Source organism: Pseudoalteromonas luteoviolacea, from assembly GCF_001750165.1.
Taxonomy (GTDB): domain Bacteria; phylum Pseudomonadota; class Gammaproteobacteria; order Enterobacterales; family Alteromonadaceae; genus Pseudoalteromonas; species Pseudoalteromonas luteoviolacea_G.
Genome location: NZ_CP015412.1, coordinates 1,189,187 through 1,209,214 on the forward strand (window position 1 = coordinate 1,189,187; position 20,028 = coordinate 1,209,214).

The 20,028-nt window shown below is 40.3% G+C and carries 24 protein-coding genes; 13 read left to right on the top strand and 11 right to left on the bottom strand.

All coding sequences use genetic code 11. The annotated features are described in order from the left end of the window. Window positions 1-129: 129 nt before the first annotated feature. From S4054249_RS25260 to S4054249_RS26775, 4 genes are all read left to right on the top strand, one after another. Window positions 130-1,467: an N-acetylmuramoyl-L-alanine amidase gene (locus S4054249_RS25260; RefSeq protein ID WP_230851952.1), complete on the top strand. Its 1,338-nt coding sequence runs from the start codon at window positions 130-132 to the stop codon at window positions 1,465-1,467. Between the two features lie 257 nt (window positions 1,468-1,724). Further along, on the top strand, window positions 1,725-3,350 hold the full coding sequence (locus S4054249_RS25265; protein WP_046357368.1) for a hypothetical protein: 1,626 nt from the start codon (window positions 1,725-1,727) through the stop codon (window positions 3,348-3,350). Between the two features lie 10 nt (window positions 3,351-3,360). After that, window positions 3,361-3,864 (top strand): hypothetical protein, encoded by a 504-nt coding sequence (locus S4054249_RS26840; RefSeq protein ID WP_069953173.1) that lies wholly within the window; start codon window positions 3,361-3,363, stop codon window positions 3,862-3,864. 210 nt (window positions 3,865-4,074) lie between these two features. Beyond that, window positions 4,075-4,251, top strand: a complete 177-nt coding sequence (locus S4054249_RS26775; RefSeq protein WP_167354871.1) for a hypothetical protein — start codon at window positions 4,075-4,077, stop codon at window positions 4,249-4,251. Between the two features lie 3 nt (window positions 4,252-4,254). On the opposite strand, the gene sigZ is transcribed toward S4054249_RS26775, so the two are convergent. After that, the gene (gene sigZ, locus S4054249_RS25275) at window positions 4,255-4,875 is read right to left on the bottom strand and encodes an RNA polymerase sigma factor SigZ (protein ID WP_063881480.1); all 621 of its coding nucleotides are present in this window, start codon (window positions 4,873-4,875) and stop codon (window positions 4,255-4,257) included. A gap of 48 nt (window positions 4,876-4,923) precedes the next feature. Next, window positions 4,924-5,667, bottom strand: a complete 744-nt coding sequence (gene arsH / locus S4054249_RS25280; protein WP_063881481.1) for an arsenical resistance protein ArsH — start codon at window positions 5,665-5,667, stop codon at window positions 4,924-4,926. Between the two features lie 178 nt (window positions 5,668-5,845). On the opposite strand from arsH, the gene S4054249_RS25285 reads away from it, so the two are divergent. The 3 genes from S4054249_RS25285 (at window position 5,846) to S4054249_RS25295 (ending at window position 8,307) form a co-directional block, all read left to right on the top strand. Continuing rightward, window positions 5,846-6,055 carry a hypothetical protein gene (locus S4054249_RS25285; RefSeq protein WP_046357171.1) on the top strand — a complete coding sequence of 70 codons (210 nt, stop codon included), beginning with the start codon at window positions 5,846-5,848 and terminating at the stop codon, window positions 6,053-6,055. A 230-nt stretch (window positions 6,056-6,285) separates the two neighbouring features. Next, on the top strand, window positions 6,286-6,672 hold the full coding sequence (locus S4054249_RS25290; RefSeq protein ID WP_046357170.1) for a thiol-disulfide oxidoreductase DCC family protein: 387 nt from the start codon (window positions 6,286-6,288) through the stop codon (window positions 6,670-6,672). A gap of 573 nt (window positions 6,673-7,245) precedes the next feature. Continuing rightward, on the top strand, window positions 7,246-8,307 hold the full coding sequence (locus tag S4054249_RS25295) for a Kelch repeat-containing protein (protein ID WP_145925115.1): 1,062 nt from the start codon (window positions 7,246-7,248) through the stop codon (window positions 8,305-8,307). A gap of 20 nt (window positions 8,308-8,327) precedes the next feature. On the opposite strand, the gene S4054249_RS25300 is transcribed toward S4054249_RS25295, so the two are convergent. After that, entirely contained in the window at window positions 8,328-8,726 is a 399-nt protein-coding gene (locus S4054249_RS25300; RefSeq protein ID WP_080928406.1) for a winged helix-turn-helix transcriptional regulator, read from the bottom strand. Window positions 8,727-8,859: 133 nt separating this feature from the next. On the opposite strand from S4054249_RS25300, the gene S4054249_RS25305 reads away from it, so the two are divergent. Next, window positions 8,860-9,339, top strand: coding sequence for a nuclear transport factor 2 family protein (locus S4054249_RS25305; protein ID WP_046357169.1), 480 nt, complete (start codon window positions 8,860-8,862; stop codon window positions 9,337-9,339). A 72-nt stretch (window positions 9,340-9,411) separates the two neighbouring features. Here S4054249_RS25305 and S4054249_RS25310 read toward each other — a convergent pair whose 3' ends face one another. Together S4054249_RS25310 and S4054249_RS25315 are read right to left on the bottom strand one after the other, a co-directional pair. Further along, window positions 9,412-9,945: a hypothetical protein gene (locus S4054249_RS25310; protein ID WP_046357168.1), complete on the bottom strand. Its 534-nt coding sequence runs from the start codon at window positions 9,943-9,945 to the stop codon at window positions 9,412-9,414. Window positions 9,946-9,959: 14 nt separating this feature from the next. Continuing rightward, window positions 9,960-11,162 carry an MFS transporter gene (locus tag S4054249_RS25315; RefSeq protein WP_046357167.1) on the bottom strand — a complete coding sequence of 401 codons (1,203 nt, stop codon included), beginning with the start codon at window positions 11,160-11,162 and terminating at the stop codon, window positions 9,960-9,962. Window positions 11,163-11,314: 152 nt separating this feature from the next. On the opposite strand from S4054249_RS25315, the gene S4054249_RS25320 reads away from it, so the two are divergent. Continuing rightward, window positions 11,315-12,265, top strand: coding sequence for a LysR family transcriptional regulator (locus tag S4054249_RS25320; protein ID WP_046357166.1), 951 nt, complete (start codon window positions 11,315-11,317; stop codon window positions 12,263-12,265). Between the two features lie 16 nt (window positions 12,266-12,281). On the opposite strand, the gene S4054249_RS25325 is transcribed toward S4054249_RS25320, so the two are convergent. The 3 genes from S4054249_RS25325 to S4054249_RS25335 all read right to left on the bottom strand — a co-directional run bounded on the left by S4054249_RS25325 (window position 12,282) and on the right by S4054249_RS25335 (window position 14,299). Then, window positions 12,282-12,998, bottom strand: coding sequence for an SIMPL domain-containing protein (locus tag S4054249_RS25325; RefSeq protein WP_046357165.1), 717 nt, complete (start codon window positions 12,996-12,998; stop codon window positions 12,282-12,284). Between the two features lie 105 nt (window positions 12,999-13,103). Next, window positions 13,104-13,388 carry a hypothetical protein gene (locus S4054249_RS25330; protein WP_046357164.1) on the bottom strand — a complete coding sequence of 95 codons (285 nt, stop codon included), beginning with the start codon at window positions 13,386-13,388 and terminating at the stop codon, window positions 13,104-13,106. A 56-nt stretch (window positions 13,389-13,444) separates the two neighbouring features. Continuing rightward, complete coding sequence (locus S4054249_RS25335) at window positions 13,445-14,299, bottom strand: serine hydrolase domain-containing protein (protein ID WP_167354872.1); 855 nt, start codon at window positions 14,297-14,299, stop codon at window positions 13,445-13,447. Between the two features lie 112 nt (window positions 14,300-14,411). On the opposite strand from S4054249_RS25335, the gene S4054249_RS25340 reads away from it, so the two are divergent. After that, on the top strand, window positions 14,412-15,398 hold the full coding sequence (locus S4054249_RS25340) for a helix-turn-helix transcriptional regulator (RefSeq protein WP_046357162.1): 987 nt from the start codon (window positions 14,412-14,414) through the stop codon (window positions 15,396-15,398). 287 nt (window positions 15,399-15,685) lie between these two features. After that, window positions 15,686-16,123, top strand: coding sequence for a GNAT family N-acetyltransferase (locus S4054249_RS25345; protein ID WP_046357161.1), 438 nt, complete (start codon window positions 15,686-15,688; stop codon window positions 16,121-16,123). A 6-nt stretch (window positions 16,124-16,129) separates the two neighbouring features. Here S4054249_RS25345 and yiaA read toward each other — a convergent pair whose 3' ends face one another. From yiaA to S4054249_RS25360, 3 genes are read right to left on the bottom strand one after another with little or no spacing between them, the layout of a single operon-like run. Continuing rightward, a complete protein-coding gene (gene yiaA / locus S4054249_RS25350; RefSeq protein ID WP_046357160.1) occupies window positions 16,130-16,585 on the bottom strand; it encodes an inner membrane protein YiaA in 456 nt (151 codons plus the stop codon). A gap of 2 nt (window positions 16,586-16,587) precedes the next feature. Continuing rightward, window positions 16,588-17,397 carry a DUF2145 domain-containing protein gene (locus tag S4054249_RS25355; protein WP_046357159.1) on the bottom strand — a complete coding sequence of 270 codons (810 nt, stop codon included), beginning with the start codon at window positions 17,395-17,397 and terminating at the stop codon, window positions 16,588-16,590. Between the two features lie 10 nt (window positions 17,398-17,407). Beyond that, window positions 17,408-17,746 (bottom strand): hypothetical protein, encoded by a 339-nt coding sequence (locus tag S4054249_RS25360; RefSeq protein ID WP_046357158.1) that lies wholly within the window; start codon window positions 17,744-17,746, stop codon window positions 17,408-17,410. Window positions 17,747-17,861: 115 nt separating this feature from the next. Between S4054249_RS25360 and S4054249_RS25365 the strand changes: the two genes are divergently transcribed. Further along, the gene (locus tag S4054249_RS25365; RefSeq protein ID WP_046357157.1) at window positions 17,862-18,626 is read left to right on the top strand and encodes a helix-turn-helix domain-containing protein; all 765 of its coding nucleotides are present in this window, start codon (window positions 17,862-17,864) and stop codon (window positions 18,624-18,626) included. Between the two features lie 256 nt (window positions 18,627-18,882). Then, window positions 18,883-19,926, top strand: coding sequence for a GGDEF domain-containing protein (locus S4054249_RS25370; protein WP_046357156.1), 1,044 nt, complete (start codon window positions 18,883-18,885; stop codon window positions 19,924-19,926). Window positions 19,927-20,028: the final 102 nt, after the last annotated feature.

The following is a 20,028-nucleotide window of genomic DNA, read 5'->3' on the forward strand; positions in this document are numbered from 1 at the left end:
TGCTTCACTCTATAGCTTAGCCCTAAACATGATGGGTTTCGCACTTCATCGAATTAAAATTCACTTACATTATTTATTTTACTAATATAATCTGCATAAATGCAGTATGTTTGCTATAAAGGACAAGCTTTGAAAGTCGGTTTAGTATACAAAAAATTGTTGGCAAGCTCAGTTTTAGCCACCACCTTACTCTTAGTGACTATAAGTAGTGCACAAGTATATGCTAACAATGCTATAGAGTCTGTGCGGCTCTGGTCTGCTCCAACAAGCACAAGAGTGGTTTTTGATTTAAAAGACAAACCTGATTATTCTTTTTTTAGTCTGCGTTCTCCTAATCGTCTAGTGATTGATTTTAACGATAGTGGCTCTCAAGTTAGTTTTAAAAATTTGACCAAAAGCGACCACCGAGTTAAAAAAGTGCGTACCAGTACACCCAAAAATAAAGCATCAAAACGTGTTGTATTAGAGTTGGGGGATACATATAAATTGGTTGTTTTTCCTTTGGCTCCGACAGGACAATATGGTCACAGATTGGTAGTTGAGTTGCATGATACAGTGCAGGCGAAACAAGCGATTAAAAGTAAGACAGTTGATGATAACCGAGACGTTGTCGTTGCAATTGTTGCAGGGCATGGCGGTGATGATCCTGGTTCTATTGGTTATGCAGGCAGTTACGAAAAGCATGTTACGCTGGCAATTGCCAAAAAGTTGGCTGCTCAACTTAATGCGAAATCTGGCTTTAAGGCTGTGTTGATCAGAACTGGTGACTATTTTGTCAGGCATGAGCGAAAGCCACGTATGGCGCGAGAAAACAGAGCTGATTTATTAATATCAATTCATGCGGATGCCTTTACGTCTTCTAAACCTAATGGTGCGTCCGTTTTGGTTCAATCTGCGCGAAGAGCGAATTCGGAATTCACGAAAGTGATAGCAAATCGTGAAAGAGAGTCTCAGTTGCTCGGAGGTGCTGGGGAAATAATTAAAAATACGCAAGACGACAATTTGGCCGTGATCCTGGCTGATATGACTAAAGAGTTTACGACTCAAAGTAGTTATGTATTTGCCTCGGAAGCTTTAAGCGAGTTAAAAAAAGTCACCAAGTTACATAAGACAAAGCCTGTTGGGTTGAGTTTAGCTGTATTGACGGCACAAGATATTCCGTCGGTACTTATTGAAACGGGTTTTATTTCCAACCCTAAAGATGAAAAAAACTTAAATAGCCCAACTCACCAGAAAAAGTTGGCGGTGGCTATAACTAATGCAATTTTAAATTATTTTAACCAATACCCTCCGAAAGGCACACTAATTTCAGCAACCAGCTCTTTAACTCATCGTGTAAAGCGAGGTGAGTCACTTTCAATTATTGCGCAAAAGTACCGTGTGACTATAAAAAGCATCAAGCAAGCCAATAATTTGAGGACCAATGCTATTAAAATAGGTCAGGTTCTGACAATACCAAAGAGATAACCAAAGAGTAATAGTCGCTTTTATTTATATATTTGAGTGCTAAGTAAGTCATTCTATTTTTGCACGCGATGTGGTGTATAGTATTACCGTTAAGATAAAGTTTATCTTCCCTTTTCTCAAAAATTTAATGTATTAAATATTAATTTATTAATTAAAGTTAGGATTCAATTGTTTTTTTAAAGAACTTTTGATTTTGTTGTTTTAATTTGATTTTTCTTATTTAGAATACTTCTTTTTATTATGAGTAAAAGGACATTATGAAACACATATTAATGGTTGGGGCCGCTCTATCTACCATGTCGTTAAGTGCAAATGAAGGCAATAGTGTGGCAGTACCACATGAGTTTTTTGCAAATACGCCTGCAAAAGCAGCTGAAGTGAATGAAAATTTTTCTTTCTTATCAGGGCATATCAGTGAAAACCAGACAAAGCTTGCAGAGTTAAACACGTCATTGACTTCAGTTGTATCTGGATTGAACAGTCAGCTAACCAATGCTAATGATAAAATTGAAAATAACACCACCTCTATATCTACCCTACAGCAGGCTGTTAGTGGAAATGAAAATGCATTGAATAACTTTATTGGTTCATCTTTAGTGAGTATTCAATCGCTACAAACAGACAAACAATTAAAAACCACACAAATTACGCAGATAAATACAAGCTTAGGTAGTATTCGTGCAGAGATGGCAGATCAGGCACAAACGATTACTGCATTGAATACAGCTTCAACTCAAAATGGCGCTGCATTAGAGGTAATGAATACGAGTTTGCAAGTACAGACACAAGCCGTTAGCCTTGCGAATACGCGAATTCAGGCCAACGAGAGCAGCCTAAGTGCGCTTCAGCAGAAAGTTACGCAACAGGAGGCTGTTGATACAAATATTGAGAATCGAGTAACGCAATTGAATACGGGGATATCTTCAGTAAATACCCAGCTTACTGCTATTTCTACTCGATCTCAGGCTAACGAGAGTAGTTTGAATGCGTTACAGGAGAGAGTAGCTCAACAGGAGGCTGTTGATACAAATATTGAGAATCGAGTAACGCAATTGAGTAATGGGGTATCATCAGTAAATACCCAGCTCTCTGCTATTTCAACGCGTTCTCAGAATAATGAAAATTCAATCACAACACTGAGTTCGTCGCAAACAACATTGAATACAGATTTAACCAATTTAGATGCGGCTGTCTCTAATTTGAGTGCTACAGTCAATACGCAATCTTCTACAATTTCAACCATACAGTCATCTGTGCAGGGACATGGTGGTAGATTGGATGCGCTAGAGGCTGCACGTCAGCCAATACAGACGTACGATCCAATCATTAATCCGCATGAAGATATTTTGGACGCACCAATTAATTACTCTTATATTGCCACAGCACCCGGCGATGTATTTTCTTTACATGGTGAAAATTTTAGAATGTACCGTTTCCCGGTGATGGATTTTGAAACAAACCAAAGGTATGCCGTCGATATCCCCCTAAGTGAAGGAAATACTTACGAGTCGATTGGTGTAAGTACCATGTGTAGTACTTTTCATTTATCTCCTTCACAACCCATAGGTGATAATGCTAAAGCGATATTTTCTGTAAGTGGGTTTATGCAAAGACAGTACAAAATGGGAAGTGATAAAATTGAGAGTTCTTATTCACTTCAAAGGCTCAGGCCTCAAATACAAGTAAAGATAGGTCGTTACACCTGTTTTAGCCTTACTTTAGGTAAATGGTCTGGCGGTATGGAGGTTGATGGGCAAGGTGCACTTGCTAGCGGCCAGTATGATCTGACAAACGGGTTTAACTGGCCGGCCAAAGCAGATCGAATTGATGAGGTGGTTGATTTTAGCCGTTTAGCAAACTACATCCGTGTAACGGCACTTTGATGAGGCGGGTATGAACTTATTGCAAATCATTTTCGTCGTATTTTTGGTTATGCTTCTCAGTGCTTGCGGTGGCGGAGGTGATGGTGCTTCAACAGCCAATAATAAGCAATCATCTAGTGCGTCGAACGTAAATAATAACCAAGGTGACAGTGACCAAGGTGACAGTGACAGTGACCAAGGTGACAGTGACCAAGGTGACAGTGACCAAGGTGACAGTGACCAAGGTGACAGTGACCAAGGTGACAGTGACCAAGGTGACAGTGACCAAGGTGACAGTGACCAAGGCGGCGGCGACCAAGGTGGTGGCGACCAAGGCGGCGGCGACCAAGGTGGCGGCGACGAAGGTGGTGGTGGCCAAGGCGGCGGCGACCAAGGTGGTGGCGACCAAGGCGGCGGCGACCAAGGTGGCGGCGACCAAGGTGGTGGCGACCAAGGTGGCGGTGATACTGGTACTTTACCAGCTACAAAAACAAGCTGGACTAAAGCAACTTGGGATGACTTGAAATGGCAATAGTGTCAGTTTAGGTTTATATCGTGCGTACCAATATAGTCTTTACATATATTGGTACGCTGCTTTATTACTACCCACTGGTGTTAACCTCAGAAGTTGAATCTAATTTAGTTGCCATTCAACAAGCGTTTAATATTTGTTACAAAGTCCTTTGGCTTTTGACGCGATTTTTTCGTACTGTATAAATGACCGAGTTAGACAGTTGGAACAAATATGAAAACATTATTTCGGATCTTGATTATCTTGGCACTGTTAATTGCTGCGCTGAGTGCATACAGCTACGGTAGTGCCCATAGTGCCTTTGTTTTTGTAGTGTTAGGGGTTGCGTTGGAAACCGCATTTTGGCTACGCTTATTCCCTCGAAAAACCAAAAAGCGTCTTGTGAATTAAGTATTAATCCTTTGCGTTTTTGAGTATCAACTTCAAATCATTACATGGTCGTTTGTGTACTTGTTGTTTTAAATCTGACTTTAACCCACGAGAATCAAAGTCTGACTTAGGATGGTATTCAATGAGATTGCCATATTTGTCCAATTCATATTCACAGCAAGCGTGAAACACATCATTGAGTTCCGTTCGGGCTTTTTGTACCTGCGACTTTAAAGTTGAGTAACTTATAGATAATTCTTGGGCAAGTCGTTTTTGAGTTTTGCCCTCAAGTTCAACCTCCTGTAATAAAGAGGCACTGTAGTCAGGCAGTGTTTGAATAAAAGGCTTGATGCACTGCGCCAGTTCAATTTTTATATTTCTTTGTTGAGACTCATACCATAATTGCTGAGATTGAATGTGTTTTTCTTGCCCGTTTTTTCGGTAATAGTCAATCACTGTATGGTGCGCAATCTGAAAGAGCCACGCTTTGACACTGCTTTTTTGATTTAAACTATGCATGGCGAGGTGTGTTTTAAGCAATACATCTTGAAGTAAGTCTTCAACATCATCTGGATTAGAGACTTTGCTATGTAAAAAAGCTTTTAAGCTATTCCTATATTTTTTCCAGATTTCTTCTATCGTCATTTTCTACTCTCAAAGGAGCGATAGCTAGTTTGCTATCGCTCCTTTATCTTAGCAGCAAGATACTTGCTTGTTTTCATTGAATGGTGCTTTTTGCTCTAGGATATCTGCCATCGCAGCGGATATTTGTGTTTGTGGCTTAGCTTGGGTTTTTCGTTCACTGTACCTATCGACTAAAAAGTCTTTATTGTCTCGGGTTAAGTAAGTAAAGCGCATCAGTTCTTCCATCACATCGACGACTCTATCTCGATAACTGCTTGCTTTCATGGAACCATCATCATTAAATTCATTAAATGCCCTCGCTACCGATGACTGATTAGGTATGGTTAGCATACGCATCCAACGCCCTAAAATTCGCATATTATTTACCGCATTGAAGCTTTGCGAACCACCATTGACTTGCATGACAGCGAGGACTTTGCCTTGTGTAGGCCTTACAGCACCAATAGACAATGGGATCCAGTCGATTTGGTTTTTAAGTGCGGCAGACATATTGCCATGCAGTTCTGGTGAGCTCCATACTTGTGCTTCTGACCAAGTGACTAAATCTCGAAGCTCTATGACTTTGGGATGTTCGGCACTCTCACCATGATCAAATACAGGTAGACCTTGGGGGTTAAAATATCGGACTTCTGCGCCCATGTAGGTCAGTATATTGCCCGCTTCAAAGGCTGCCTTTTTACTTATGGAGTTTGCTCTTAGCGAGCCATATAGAACCAGCACTTTTGGTTTGTGCGCGCTGGTTGTTTTTATTGGAAATTGTAAGTCGAATGTTTGAGTTTTTAGGTACTGCATTTTCACCTCCGAAATTATTAACACATATAAGACGGGGGAGTTTTAGAAAAGACGAAAATATTAGTTCTAATCAGGAAAATATCAGTATATACATTTTGTTTTCTTTTGATTCTTATTTTGATAGCATTTTTGCGTAATTTTAAATCACGAAAATTATTAAAATAAGGAAAGACAAATAATGATTAAAACAACACTGGTAGCATTAGCAGCCATCGTGACACTTTCACTACCTACTTTTTCTACAGCTCAAGAAGCCACTTATGTTGTATGCTATAAAAATGGTTCATTCTTGTGGTATGAGGAGGCATATAGTGATGGCTCTATCAATAGCGCATACTTTCGTTGTACTAATGAAGGTGGCACTCCACGTGTTTTCGGTGGTAGATAATAAGGGCGAAATAGTTAACTACTATTAAACTTACTTATGAAAAATAGGGCCATCCAATTGTGGCTCTTTTTACTTTAAAATCCTCATACGTTTGTTGATGCTTCACATAGGCTAATTTCTTGTAATCTAGTTTAATATCCACCCTTACTGCGTTATGGTGTATTTGCAAGCACGGTACTGATCGTATTTTTTTGTCTGTACGTATCGGGTAATAAACATGAGTGAGAAACATGACTAAATTAACGATATTTTATGATGGTACTTGCCCACTTTGCGTAAAAGAGATGATGGCGTTGACCAAACGTGATAAGTCAGCACAAATTAAAACAGTCGACATTCACAATGATGAATTTATCAACTATCCACATATAGACCCCAATCAAGCCAACTTGATTTTACATGCGCTTGACGAGCAAGACGGCTTGTTGCTGGGCTTAGATGTCACACACCGAGCATGGCAACTGGTAGGTATGGGGTGGCTGTATGCACCACTTCGTTGGCCTTTAATTAAACCAATGGCGGATAAGCTTTATTTATTGTTTGCAAAAAATCGTTATCGAATCTCGTACTTACTGACAGGCAAGGCGCGTTGTGAAAGTGGTGCGTGCCGTCGTTAAGAGACTTCAATCAAGGAAGGTTAAGGCATAATAAATCATTCAGGCTCGTTTTCAAAATGTGATTGATAGCGTATACAAAGTAGCTTGTTTCAGTTTGTTATCTTGGGCTTTTATATTGTAGTGTTTGATGTGCGTGTAAATCAGGAACAAATATATGTAGCCTTCGCGTTCGTTGTTTTATTATCTCGATTCCTCCTATTTGGTGACGTATATTTAACACGGTTCAAAGTAAAGTAGCTGAACACCGAGTCAAACTGAGTAATTACAGTTTGATTTGCTCCGATTAGGTGAGGTATACACATTATATTGCCCTGAAATTATTGAATTTAAAGTGAAATATGGCTTGCTTGGGAAATATTTTAGTACCACAGATAAGTCAAAAAGTAACACTTGTTTTGGTTACTATGTTTTCAACACTCAGCAAAAATAGTACATCACTGCTTATATACAGGGTACAGTGCAAACTTAAAAGCCTAATTTATATAGATAAGTTTTAAGGTGAGGAAAAAATCACAGGTATTATCAGTCGAGTATGCTTTACTTTTCAGACCAAAATTATCATTGCCTCAATCTATGAACGAAAAGTACTATTCATTTTTACTCGCATCTATTTGCTTGGTTATACTGCAAGCTTGTTCGGTGAATGCAACGCAAGGCGCAGCTTCTGAGCCAAAAAATATCCATTGGCAACCGCAGACAAAGTTACCCACACCACTTCAAGAAGTATACCCAGCTGTTTTTGATGAAAAAATATATGTGGCTGGCGCTTTTGAACAAAGCGCGCATGAGCACGCAGTACTTGCTCATTTGGCGGCCTCAAAGAGTACCTATGTGTATCATGAGCAGTCGAAAAAGTGGACGCGTGGTCCTGTATTACCGGAATCTCGACACCATTTAGGGCTGATAGCCAGCGACAATGTGCTCTATGCAATAGGCGGGTTTAATGCAACATCACAGAATGCATGGCAAGTAAAGCGAACTGTTTTTACATTGCAAAAAGGCCGTGGTACATGGGGAGTTGGCCCACATTTACCGATACCTATGGGGGAATCTGTTTATGGTGTGATCAATGGCTATGTGCATGTTGCTGGTGGTCGCACTTTGATAAACGGTAAATTGAGTGACACAAATGCGCATTGGGTACTCAAAGCAGGCCGGTGGCAGCAAGCTGCACCTTTACCGATAGCAAGTAATTCAGCGACATCAGTGGTGATTAACGATCAATGGTATGTGATGGGTGGCCGTGTTAATGCACTCGATTTTAAAAATCTCGATAATTTATGGCGATATGACGTCAAGCAAGATAGCTGGGAGCGCCTTGCAAACATGCCTCAGGCCAGTGCAGGGCTCGCTAGTGCAGTTTTTAATGGCCAAATCTATGTATTTGGTGGTGAAGAGTATACATACACCATGAACATTCAGGGAGAACGAGAAATGAAAACACGTACCTTTGATGGTATTTGGCGTTACGATCCGGATTCCAACCTCTGGCACACTGAACCTTCTAAAATGACATCGACGCGTCATGGGCTTGGTGCGGTAAGTACAAATAATCATATCTACTTGCTCGGCGGAGCAAAACAAGCGGGGGCAACGGGCACCTCCGCCACATTTGAGCGCATGTCGTTACAATAGAAAACAGAGCATGGATTGCGCTATTGTCTAATATTCGCTATCAGATCTTTTAATAATGCTGCCCGATCGCTTTGTGCACGCTCGACTAGCTGCGTTGGTATATTTAGATTTGAAGCGTGTTTCGCGCTCCAAAGTATCATTTCTAACAGAGTCGGCATTAAATCGATGCCAGGCTCTGTGAGCTGATATACCTTTTTTCGCTTATCTTTCTCATCAGGTAGTTTTTTGATGAGCCCTTGCTTTTCTAACTTCTCTAAGCGACTGGATAGAATGTTGGTAGCCATCTTTTCTTCAGAGTTTTGTAGTTCAGAGTAAGAATGTTTAGCAAAAAACATCAGATCTCTGATGATCAGTAAACTCCATTTATCCCCAACAATATCAAGCAAATTAGAGATAGGGCAGTCAGAACGTTTGGTCATAATACGTCTCTTTGTTCGATATGCTTACATGATAATTCACTTGCATTTTGCAATCAAATAATTTAACTTGCATTTTAAAAGTGAAATTCAAGGCTTTGATAGCCTTAGTTGAATCAAGTTTTAAGGGCAAACAATGAGTACACCACAGATCAATTTACAAGCACTAACTCAATCTCACTGGCAAGCAGAAGAACTGGGTAATGCCCAAGCTGTAGCTGAATTTGTGCAGTTACTGATGAACGATCACAACTTTGACGAAGTAATCGCACGCTTTGGAAATGACCAATACAAGCAGCACAACCGTACCATGGCGGATGGTATCGCTGGTGTGGTAAAAACGCTTAAAGACTTTGTGAAATTAGCGCCTGAATTTAGTTATGACGTCAAACGTATGTTTGTTGATGGTGAACAAGTGATCATTCATTCTCATGCGACATTAAAAGAAAAGCATCGTGGTGATGATACGAAAGGCATGAACATTATAGATACATGGACTGTGCGAGATGGTAGGTTGGTAGAGCACTGGGATGCGATACAGCCATTAGATATGTCAATGCGACTGTATAACTTGTTTATGGGCGGTAAAGTTAACAATGCGAATGGGGTCTTTTAACTTCTGTTTAAGCGGATCAATAAGCCCACTTTTATTCGCTAAAGTGGGCAAGAGCTGTCGTCTTTCGTAGAGTTAGCTCGGTTTATGTACTGCCTGATTTATCTCAATTTTATGGCAGGTTTTGCCATAGCCTAGCGCATATTTGAGCGTTGGAAATACGCGATAGGTGCTGATACTAAAGCTTAGTGTGATTAGCCCTTGTTGGCCCCAAAGCAAAACTATTTGTGCCTTGAGGTCATCAGCATCAGGGTCATGGGCAAGCACCAGCTCGGTAAAGCGCATTGTAAGCGCCACTTCTTTAGGTACTTTGTTTTGTTGGTTTTTTATAATACGTTCAATCAGTGCCGCATCTAATCCAGCTTCTAATGCCATATTGACAGCAAGCTGTATACAGGGCCCGCAATCTTCCTTGATAAGTGTACGTATGCGTGCAGCAAATAATGGGGCAATGGGTACCTGTGCGCTATGGGATGACATACTGGTAAAACCCCAATATTTGAAAAAAGCGGCCAAATTAGATTGCAAAATATCTTCCATATATTGCACATCATAATCGTACCTCGACTTCATATCTTGTATCTGTTTATTAAGCAAAAACCTGATCATGATACTTCCTTTTATTACTTAGCTTGTGTGGCAAGAGTGGGAGTAGATTGCCTCTTTGCAGGAGGCGCTGTTTTGAGCGGCATATATAAAATGACTGCACAAAGCGCAAATAACGACGCACAGACCGTGAGCATCAGGCTATAGTCACTTGGTTTTATTAAAAATGCGGCTAGCATAGGCCCTGATGCCATCGCAATAGAGGATACGAGTGAACTTATAGTAGATAGTCGTCCACTGAGGCTGATATCGGCAATCGCCGCAAATAAAAAGGATTGCACTGTGGGCCAGGCGAAGAAGAACAAAGCCAGTGCGACAATATAGGCAGTTATGGATATGGTTGGTTGGAGTAATATGAGCACTGCAACGAGACATAATGAAATGCTGATTATGGTCAGTGGTCGTCTTTTAATCAATGGCACTTGTATCATGGGAATGATAGCGCCGAGCAAACCTAATAAGCCTGTAAAGGCGATATATGTACTCACTTGCGTTTCATTTAGGTTCGCTCTCATACCAATTAAACCAACATAAGCATAAAGAGCGCTGGCTGCGGTTAAAAAAATAAAGATACCTAACATGATCGTCATTGATAGGCTAAGGGAGCCTATCTTTGTATGGCTTTGTTGTGACTGTGTGTAAGTTGGAAATCGCCCAGAAGGAATATTTATCGCCATAAAAATACTCATGATTGCTATTGCTGCCATGACATAAAATACAGCATATGAACCAAAGGTAGCTTCTAGCAAGGGCAGTGCGTACATGACCAATGCGCCGATAATAAATTGAATAAATAACAAAAAGCCAAAAGCCCGATTCGTATTATGCATTTTTGCAAGTACAGAAAATGACACACCAACGGCCAGCCCGCCTGCAAAGCCTGCGGCAAATCTCAGCACTAACATGGTATCAAAGCTAATCATGGCGGGAGTGGTCAACTCAAAAATCAGCAGTACAGACATGGCACTGATAATCGACGGTTTCCAATGTATATATTTCACGCTAAAGATGGCCAGCGCAGTGCCAAATAAAGCGCCATACCCATTGAGTGCAGCAATTTGGCCTGCTTGGCTTTCTGTATATCCTAAGCCATTTACTAGGACATTTATTAATCCCGGTAGAAAATTAATATAAGAGAGCCCTGACATCGCAATAAAAGCCACTGCAAAATATAGCAGCATCGGTTGTTTGTCAGGTGTATTCTCGTTGAGTTGTCGCAAAACTTAGCCTCCAAAATAGTACTTAAAAATGGTTAGCTCAGTGTATGAAGACACCACTTACGGAAAAATAGTAAAAATTACAGTTCAGCCATGAATATAATTCACGGATTAAACTGGTATATTTGAGTGAAAAATAATAAAGGAAATATCAAATGGATAAGCTAAGAGCAATGGAGCTATTTATTGCGACTTGTGAAGCTGGGAGTTTTGCTGCGGCTTCTGCATCCTGTAATACAGACCCATCTGCAGTGAGTAAAGCAATTAGTCGTTTGGAGACTCAGCTTCAAGTGACTTTGATCCAGCGTTCGACCAGGCAGTTGAGTGTCACCGATGCAGGTAAGCAATATTTGTCTACTGCTCGAAAGTTGTTACAGGAACTCTCTGCATGTGAAGGTGAGATTAAACATCTCAATGACTCGCCAAGCGGGGTGTTAAAGATCAATGCCGCAGTGTGTTATGGCCATTTGTATTTACGGCCTATATTGGCTGCGTTTTGTGCGCGTTATCCCGATATTAAACTCGACTTGCAACTTAATGATTTGCACACAGATGTCATTGATAATGGGGTAGATATTGCCATTCGAACTGGGTATGTGAAAGACAGTCGGTTGGTAGCTAAGAGACTCAGCCCGATGGACTTTTTCGTCTGTGCATCACCGGAATATTTAGCGAAAAATGGCACGCCTGTGCTGCGAGATAATTTCAAAGTACATCGGTGGATTGGGTTTCGTATAAAAGAAACCCAGCAACTGCAGCCAGTTTATTTACCTGATGAGCAAGGTGAGTATACACTGTACGACCTTGAAGCTAGTCACATTACGGATGATGGTGAAATGATGGTGGCAATGTGTGAGGATGGGGTAGGGTTTGCGCAACTCCCACACTTTTTAGCAAAAGCAGGCTTAGAGTCAGGTAAGCTTATCTCTGTTTACCCTTACTTTAGGCCACCACAAATAGAAAATGGGGTATTTGCAATTTACCCCAAACGGACCTATTTACCGGCAAAAGTGCGCGTCTTTCTTTCATTCTTAACGGATGAACTTGAAAAGCATAAAGAAAGTGCTTATCAGACATGGGCTGAGCAAGTCGTCTGTGTACGATGACGAACACCTCTGTTATTTACTCTACTTCTAAATCAAACACGGCATTGACTGACACAGAGAATGTAATGGTTGCTTGTAAATAGCGCCCAGTGGATAAATAGGCGCTGTCAATCTGCGAGCCAGTTACTTCTATGCGCTCAATACCGTATTGGTATCTAGAACCATGTGCGCTGGGATCGATGCTATAGATTTGGCCAAGTTTCGCGCCAAAAGCCTCAGCATACATATTTGCTTTATTTCTTGCGTTACGAACCGCTCGCATGGTTGCTTTTTGTCGGTATTGGGACGATTTTGATGATCTGAATTTGATGTCTTCTATTGTGTCTATTTTAACACTCAAGGCAAAATTGAGAAAATCATTGAGTTTATCTATGTCTGTGAGCGTGATAATGATTGAACGAGTGGCGATATAACCTGACTCTATTGGGTTGTCCTCATCATCATAAATAATATGAGGCTCAGTCAATAAACTAGACGCTGAGACATGTTCATCTTGAATATCAAATGTATTTAACCCTTCTAATAAAGCATTGACCCGTTTATCTAGTTCTTGTTTTGCCGCCAAAGTGGTGCTTTTCATGACTTCAACTTCAAAAGAGATGTCAGCTAAGTCGGGCTTTGCTTCAACTGTTGCACTGCCTTGTATACTTACATGCCTATTGTCGGGCAGAGGAGAGTTGGCATACACCGACATAGTGCAAAGATAGATAAGTGAAAAGTAAATGGGTTTCATTGTCGTTCCATTATTATTATTTTGCTATCAAATTAGCATGGTTTAAAAACAAAGGTAATGAAATTAATGTACTTTTTTGACCAGTCACTCTTGATTAATAACCTGTTATAAAATGGATTTATATAACCCTTTAATTAAGTTCTGTTGTCGTTTACCGCAGAGGCTTTTGTCGTGTTTATTTGGGGTATGAAAAGACTCGGTCACATATGCAAAAGCAAGTTTTGATTCGGGATCGGCAAACCCGATTGAACCGCCCATATCCATATGACCAAATACCGCTAAGTTGGGCCCCAATGGGCAAAAATCTGGGGAGTTGAGCATCATACCGGCGCCCATACGCCATTGTTTTTGAGTTGCCATTTCTTTCCCTGCAAAACTCAGTTGCATCATTGTTTTAATCTGAGGCTGCGGCAGGAGTGTTTGGCCTTGTAAAGTACCGCAACTGGCTAAAAAGCATACATTTTTGCAAGCCCCAAAGCTGATGCATGACCAGTCACCGCAGGAATCTCACTGTTGTGCCAAGCCAATGAATTTGGGTGATAGTGTTCGCTACAGGTTCTAAAATACTGGTTTTTCCAAAAAGGAATATAAGGCAGCCAGCGAGACATCAATGTTAGTCCAAAACGAGAAAAGGCTGGGCTTGGTTTTATATCTCGATGCGGATGGTTTGCCTGTCTTGTTAGTGCGCAATCAATATCAAATGGCTGTGCAATTTCCTGCTCAAAGTAAGTGCTTGGCATACGACCGTCCACACGGCGTAATACTTCACCTAAAATATGAGCGTAAGTAAGGGCATGATATACGAGCTTTTGTCCTGCGGGAAAAATAGGCTTGGCTGATTCCAGGTTGCTAATCGATGCTTGCCAATCAAAGATATCATGGGGTTTTCCCGTTGAGTGGCAAGGTAGTCCTGCGCTGTGGTTGAGCACAGCAGCAATGGTGATATGTGCTTTGTTGTGTTTTGCAAACCAGGGCCAGTAACGACAAATTGGGGCATCTAACTCGATTTGCCGATTGGCAGCTAATTTGTGGATACAGATAGCCAGCATTGCTTTTGAGCAAGACATTACACTGACTCTGTGATTTGCTTGCCAAGGTGAAGTGAGTGCGTTGTTGCTATATAAGTTAACCACTAATTGTCCGTTGTGATAAACACAGATCTCAGCGCCAGTTTCGTGATGTTGTGTGAAGTTATGTACAAAAGCATTTTTGAGCGGCTTAAATCGCTTTAAAACCGTACCTTTAATTTCTGGTGTTTTGCTGTCGTCATTGTTATTAACTGGAGTAAAGTTGTTCATCATTTGTGGTTTGTATTGAGAGTACGTGTTGTATTGAACACACATTTTTACTTATATCTCAGAGCAAGCAGAGCACGACAAGGAGTTATTTTGTCACTGAATGGAGTATTGAATAGTGCATACTGAACAAGCAGGGAATACCGCGTTTTCAGCAAGCAAACAGGTATTGCAATCAGAAAAAGTATTAGACTGTAGGAGTAGGTGGTCACAAGATTCGGATTATTGTATTTCTTTGCCTGAGAAGCTTGGTAAGGGAGTGAGTTTTGGATTTAATTATAATGACGATAGTGCGTTGCAAATCAATGAACTGAACTTTGACCAAAAGACAAAATTCACGGCTGATAGTGGTAAACTCTGTGGCGCATTTTTTGTTTTAGAGGGGCGAGTGAGCATTACAACCCCTGTCACAGGCACTGTAATGATCCCAAAAGATCATCTGTGTTTATTTTTTATTGAGCAAGCGGCTTGTACATTTGAATATAGTGCAGGCGAAAATAAAGTGATGAGCTTCACTTTGAGTCACGCGCTGATGTCATCGTTGATAGCACAATATCAATCAGCGAACTCTGTATCATCTTTAATCGAAAAACACTTCATTTGTTTTCCAATTAAATTGGCAATAAAAAATATGCTAAATCAAGTTTATGATTGCCAATTATCTGCTAAAAGCATGAAACTATTAGTGCAGGCCAAAATGATGGAACTGATGACTGAATTACTTGAGTACAATCAAACCTATCACAATAGTCTGGCCACCATTAAAGAAACTGACTTAAAAGCGCTTTATCAAGCTGCAAAATACTTGGAAACCAATATGCAGTCTCCTCCGAGTATTGTGGAGCTGGCTAAAATCGTGGGTGAGAATGACTATAAGCTTAAGCAGCAATTTAAAACGGTGTTTGGCCGCGCGCCATTTGCGTATTTGACAGAGCTGCGCCTTAATCGTGCCGCTAGCTTATTGGCGCGCACTGAACTTCCTGTTATGCAAGTTGCTCAAGAGGTTGGCTATAAGCACGCAGGGAATTTTGCGAAAAACTTTAAATTAAAGTTAGGACGCACACCAAAGGCTTACAAAACTTGGAGTAGCTCAAAAAATACATGATACGGCTTGGTTTTTGTTTGTTGTTTGGGCGGTTAGAAAAATTATTAAATTTTTTTGATCCAACTTAATAGCTGCTGCGTTTATACATGTGAAGGGTTTCTGATGTGTAACACATCCTTGGAGTCGCCCCTTCACCATGTCATGATAACGCGCACTTCGGTGCGCGTTAGTCTTTTTAGAGTAACGCTATTAGCATATTCATAATCGGCCATGTCGCTGTTGCGTCGCTGATATAAAATCTTGTATAAACACACACCTTATCAGCGTTATTAAATTAAGATTAAACAATGTGTACAAGCATATCGTTATTACTCGCGGAATCTAAAGAGTTGCAACAAGTTGCAAATTGGTATTATAAGCAATGGGATAGTAAGCAATTAAATACCAGCGTGTCAGATGTCACCACAAAACTCTCCAGTACTGAGCAGCGAGTTGGGTTTGTTGTACACTTTAATGAGCAGCTTGCAGGCGCTGCGGAGATTAAATTTAATAATGGACGCTGTTGGTTAGATGGTGTCTATGTGGATGATGGCTTTCGCGGCAAAGGCTTGGCAGAGGTATTGGTCAATTTTGCCAAGCAGAGAGCAATAGAGCTTGGTTGGTCATTTTTAAATTTAAAATGTGAGCCTCACCTCGTAGCCTTATATCAAAAATATAACTTTGAGATTGTTGAGACCCACAACGATAAGTTGATTATGTCCTGCAAATTAACAGCCGATGTCTAGCTTGCTTTAACTTAACTCTTGCAGTGCATCTTGTAAGTGCTCTGTATTGTGCTCTGCATCAGCGTGACATGCTTGATCTCTGAGGTTCTTTTGGACCGCAACAGCTGCATACAAGCTCATAATATAGGCGATACCATAAAACCCTTTTTCACTGAGTAGCAAATCCGCGTTATACAAACCAATGAGGAGAAATAAGATAGCACTGCCTGTCGAAACTAAACTCAATATATGATAAATCCTAGACGTGTTTAAATTTTCTTGTTTATCTCGAATACTTTTTTGTAATGAAACGGCTGAAAACAGTCCATATAAGAGGATCACCAAATAATACCCTTTTTCATTAAGTTGCATAGAAGCATTAAATAGACCAATGCAGTAGGTTGCTACACCAATTGCTAAAACCAGCAGAGAGGCCAAGTTAAAAGCTTTGTTAGATGGTTGTGTTGAAGTCTGTTTTTCCATCGTTATTTTTCCTTCAAGGTGTTTATGGGTGTATCTGGCGTAAGTACCGCCGAATGTGCTAGCAAATTATATTGTTTGAGGTAATTACGAATACTGGTAAAGGTTGCTATGCGCACATCACCACTGTGATCTTTTTTATAGATGTCATCTTTAAATATAGAACCGAAGAACAATTTAAATCGGCTAATTGATAAAGGCTGTGCCTGAAAATAGGCCTTTGTGTTTGCTTTTATCTGTTTCATATCCGTTGTTTTGTAAAGAGCGGCATTAATGACATTGAGCGTATGCTCTGTACAGTTTTGTCTTTTGTTATTGTAAGGGTTAGCAATCAGTGAATATTTAGGGTTATGAACTTGCTTCGCCACTCCATTATTGATTGCTTCCAGTATCTGTTTTTGAACATTTATTGTGGGTATTGCAATCCCAGCTTTAAGGTCTTGCACAGACCAAAAAAAATCTGTTGGATAATCAATGATTAATTCACTAATTTCTGGGTTATCTGCTTGTTGGTAAAGGTTATGTATAGCATACCCTAGTTTTGTCTCGCCATTTTGCATTGTTATCTGTGAATACACAGCTAAGGCTACATGCGTAAACTCTACGCCTTTAGGTAGTGTGTTACTCGGTTGCCCGACTCTTGCAATGATAAACACATGGGCTTGATGCGCTGCGCTGTATCGTTCCACTTTTTTAGCAAACTGCGCTATTTCTTTTGGTGAATAGTGGTGCTCCCCTGATTGTTCACTGCCTGCGGTAGCATGCATGCTTTGCATAGTCAGCACTAGATAAGCGACGCGCCTTAATATACCCATGTCTTTCTCCTTATAATGTATTTGAGGGAGGTGGGCCTGCGATAATGACATCATCACTAATTGGTAGTGGTTGTGCCTTTTTTGATTTAAATGCGTTGTCTGCAATTGCCACACTTGCAGCGCCGCCGCTCAGTAACACAGCACCAGATATCATGACAGGTACGGCAACAATTGCCGTAGAAATCGCAGCTGTTGTTGCCAAGCTATCGGTTGCTGCTAGTGCACTATATTTGATTGCATGACTGCCGTGTGTGCTGGCATTTGACGCGTTGTCAGATGCCAAGCTCGGCTGTGTTAAAAACAGTGCAGTACTCAGTAAAGCTGCTTGTTTTAGATGTTGAATAATCATGTGAAAACTCCATATTTCGTTGTGTTGCTTCTTAAACTAGCAAACTGGACGGAGTTGTAAATTTATTAATACCATGTATAAGTATTAGATACTTTAAGTATCATATTTTAATACCATGAGTCAGATCCCATTAGTTTCCAATACAATTAAGACACTTCTTAAGCAGAAAAAACTCACTTATAAGGATGTCGCTGAACACCTTGAACAAAGTGAGGCAACAATAAAGCGAATGTTCTCTAATGACTTATTCTCGTTACAAAAACTTGAGAGTATTTGTGAGCTTCTGGAGCTAACGTTGTGCGATCTGTTTTCATTGACTCAATCACAGCAATCACGGATCAGCCAATTAAGCGTCAGGCAAGAGCAAGAACTTATGGATAACCCAAAGCTTTTTTTAGTGGCGGTCTGTGTGAGAGATGGCTGGGAGTTTGAAGACATCGTGTCTAGATATCAGATTGAAGCTTTGGAGTGTGTTCGACTTTTAGCACAGCTAGATAGATTGAAAATGATTCAGTTATTACCTAATAACCGATATAAACTATTAATCGCACAAGACTTTAGCTGGATCCCTGGGGGACCGTTGGAGTCATATATCGAGCAGCAGGTGTTAGGTAAGTTTTTACAGGGTGAATTTAATCAAGAAGATAGTTATCGTTTCTATTTAAGAGGTAGTTATAGCGATGCAACAATAGCGACAATAAAGCGTCGACTGCAGCAACTGACCAAAGAAATTGCGCAGCTTAATGAGCAAGATATTAAATTACCGTTGTGTAAACGTAGAGGTGTCGGTTTATTACTTGCGATGCGGCCTTGGCAATTAGGCCAATTTAAAAGTATGCTAAGAGATAATATTGACCCTAAAAAAGAAACAGTTGAGTGAGATTGAGTTGATTAAAATGCAATTACCAAATACCTTGTAAAGGTACTGTCTAATGGTTTGGCTACATAAATTATTCGCACGTTATTATTTATACTTAATTCGTATGCATTTTTTTTGCATAGGTCCGTTGTTATTAGAGTGTTAAATTCATGATTGATTAATTTTTTCTAATTATTTAGTATTGTATTTCTTGGCTCTCAAAGCAGAACAAAAATTAATAATTATACCGCCTTAGCCGTGGTTTGATGGGTCTTACATGGAACAAAATAGCTCTTTTGCGCAGTCTGCAAGTTGTTTAAAACAAGCAGTCCCTTTTATGGTGAAATACCAGATCCCATTATCGCCGATGAACTATGCGATATGGTATTGTTACGTCTTGGGTAAAGAACCTGATCTCAATCGAAAGCTCGACGAGATTTTGGCTGAACATGGCACTTGTCCGCCACAAAATGCTAAGTCACTTTTTGATGAATTTCTCAGCGAGCAAGATTTGGCGCTTTTTCACGAAATGTCTGATCTGGTCAAAGGCACACTCTCTAGTGTTGAACAAGAGATTAATAATACTTTGAACTGCTCTGAAGAGTTTTCAGCTGTGCTATCTGAATGTCATGTAGGCTTGCATCAACTTAAGAAGCAAGATCTTGGAGCCGGTCCTGAGATTTATAACGATGTACTGAATTATGTGTCGAAATTGACGCAAGAGTCTATTGTAATGCAACACAATGCGCTGTGTTTTCAAAAGAAGTTAGAAGTTGCATACAGTGAAATTAAGCAGCTTCAAGAAACATTGACAGACGCTCAAACCAAAGCAAGTACTGATAAGCTGACAGGGCTGCTCAACCGTGGCAAATTTGATGATGATATTATTAAATTTTGTGATGAGCCAAGCTCACTTCAAAAAGTACTCATTTTCGTAGATATAGATCATTTTAAGCAGTTTAATGACGACTTTGGTCACCAGCGTGGTGATGATGTACTGCGTAAAGTGGCGCAAAAGCTTCAGCTTCACAGCAATGCACAAGGTCAAGCTTACCGCTATGGTGGTGAAGAGTTTTGTATTTTGATTTCTTTTTCGAGCATCAGTGAAGCTGTTGGCTTTTCTAATCGCATCCGTGAAGACATTGCAAAGTTGTCCATAAAAGATAAAGAAACTGGCGAAGTTTTAAAGCATATCAGTGCCAGTTTTGGTATAGCATTATATGGTAAAACAATGACTTGGCACAGCTTAGTTGAGTGTGCCGATAAAGCCCTATATCTTGCCAAATCCCATGGACGAAACCGTGTAGAAGTAGCTGGATAAGTTACTTCTTTTCCTCTCTATCCATTTAAGTGTTTCATATCAATAGTCTGCGAGCCTGCGTCTATATAACTTTACAGTTCGATAATTTAATCCATTTTTAAC

Coding starts and splice junctions, on each gene's coding strand:
- S4054249_RS25265 (WP_046357368.1), top strand. CDS start 1,725: ATGAAACACATATTAATGGTTGGGGCCGCTCTATCTACCATGTCGTTA.
- S4054249_RS26840 (WP_069953173.1), top strand. CDS start 3,361: ATGAACTTATTGCAAATCATTTTCGTCGTATTTTTGGTTATGCTTCTC.
- S4054249_RS26775 (WP_167354871.1), top strand. CDS start 4,075: ATGAAAACATTATTTCGGATCTTGATTATCTTGGCACTGTTAATTGCT.
- sigZ (WP_063881480.1), bottom strand. CDS start 4,875: ATGACGATAGAAGAAATCTGGAAAAAATATAGGAATAGCTTAAAAGCT.
- arsH (WP_063881481.1), bottom strand. CDS start 5,667: ATGCAGTACCTAAAAACTCAAACATTCGACTTACAATTTCCAATAAAA.
- S4054249_RS25285 (WP_046357171.1), top strand. CDS start 5,846: ATGATTAAAACAACACTGGTAGCATTAGCAGCCATCGTGACACTTTCA.
- S4054249_RS25290 (WP_046357170.1), top strand. CDS start 6,286: ATGACTAAATTAACGATATTTTATGATGGTACTTGCCCACTTTGCGTA.
- S4054249_RS25295 (WP_145925115.1), top strand. CDS start 7,246: ATGAACGAAAAGTACTATTCATTTTTACTCGCATCTATTTGCTTGGTT.
- S4054249_RS25300 (WP_080928406.1), bottom strand. CDS start 8,726: ATGACCAAACGTTCTGACTGCCCTATCTCTAATTTGCTTGATATTGTT.
- S4054249_RS25305 (WP_046357169.1), top strand. CDS start 8,860: ATGAGTACACCACAGATCAATTTACAAGCACTAACTCAATCTCACTGG.
- S4054249_RS25310 (WP_046357168.1), bottom strand. CDS start 9,945: ATGATCAGGTTTTTGCTTAATAAACAGATACAAGATATGAAGTCGAGG.
- S4054249_RS25320 (WP_046357166.1), top strand. CDS start 11,315: ATGGATAAGCTAAGAGCAATGGAGCTATTTATTGCGACTTGTGAAGCT.
- S4054249_RS25325 (WP_046357165.1), bottom strand. CDS start 12,998: ATGAAACCCATTTACTTTTCACTTATCTATCTTTGCACTATGTCGGTG.
- S4054249_RS25330 (WP_046357164.1), bottom strand. CDS start 13,388: ATGATGCAACTGAGTTTTGCAGGGAAAGAAATGGCAACTCAAAAACAA.
- S4054249_RS25335 (WP_167354872.1), bottom strand. CDS start 14,299: ATGATGAACAACTTTACTCCAGTTAATAACAATGACGACAGCAAAACA.
- S4054249_RS25345 (WP_046357161.1), top strand. CDS start 15,686: ATGTGTACAAGCATATCGTTATTACTCGCGGAATCTAAAGAGTTGCAA.
- yiaA (WP_046357160.1), bottom strand. CDS start 16,585: ATGGAAAAACAGACTTCAACACAACCATCTAACAAAGCTTTTAACTTG.
- S4054249_RS25355 (WP_046357159.1), bottom strand. CDS start 17,397: ATGGGTATATTAAGGCGCGTCGCTTATCTAGTGCTGACTATGCAAAGC.
- S4054249_RS25360 (WP_046357158.1), bottom strand. CDS start 17,746: ATGATTATTCAACATCTAAAACAAGCAGCTTTACTGAGTACTGCACTG.
- S4054249_RS25365 (WP_046357157.1), top strand. CDS start 17,862: ATGAGTCAGATCCCATTAGTTTCCAATACAATTAAGACACTTCTTAAG.
- S4054249_RS25370 (WP_046357156.1), top strand. CDS start 18,883: ATGGAACAAAATAGCTCTTTTGCGCAGTCTGCAAGTTGTTTAAAACAA.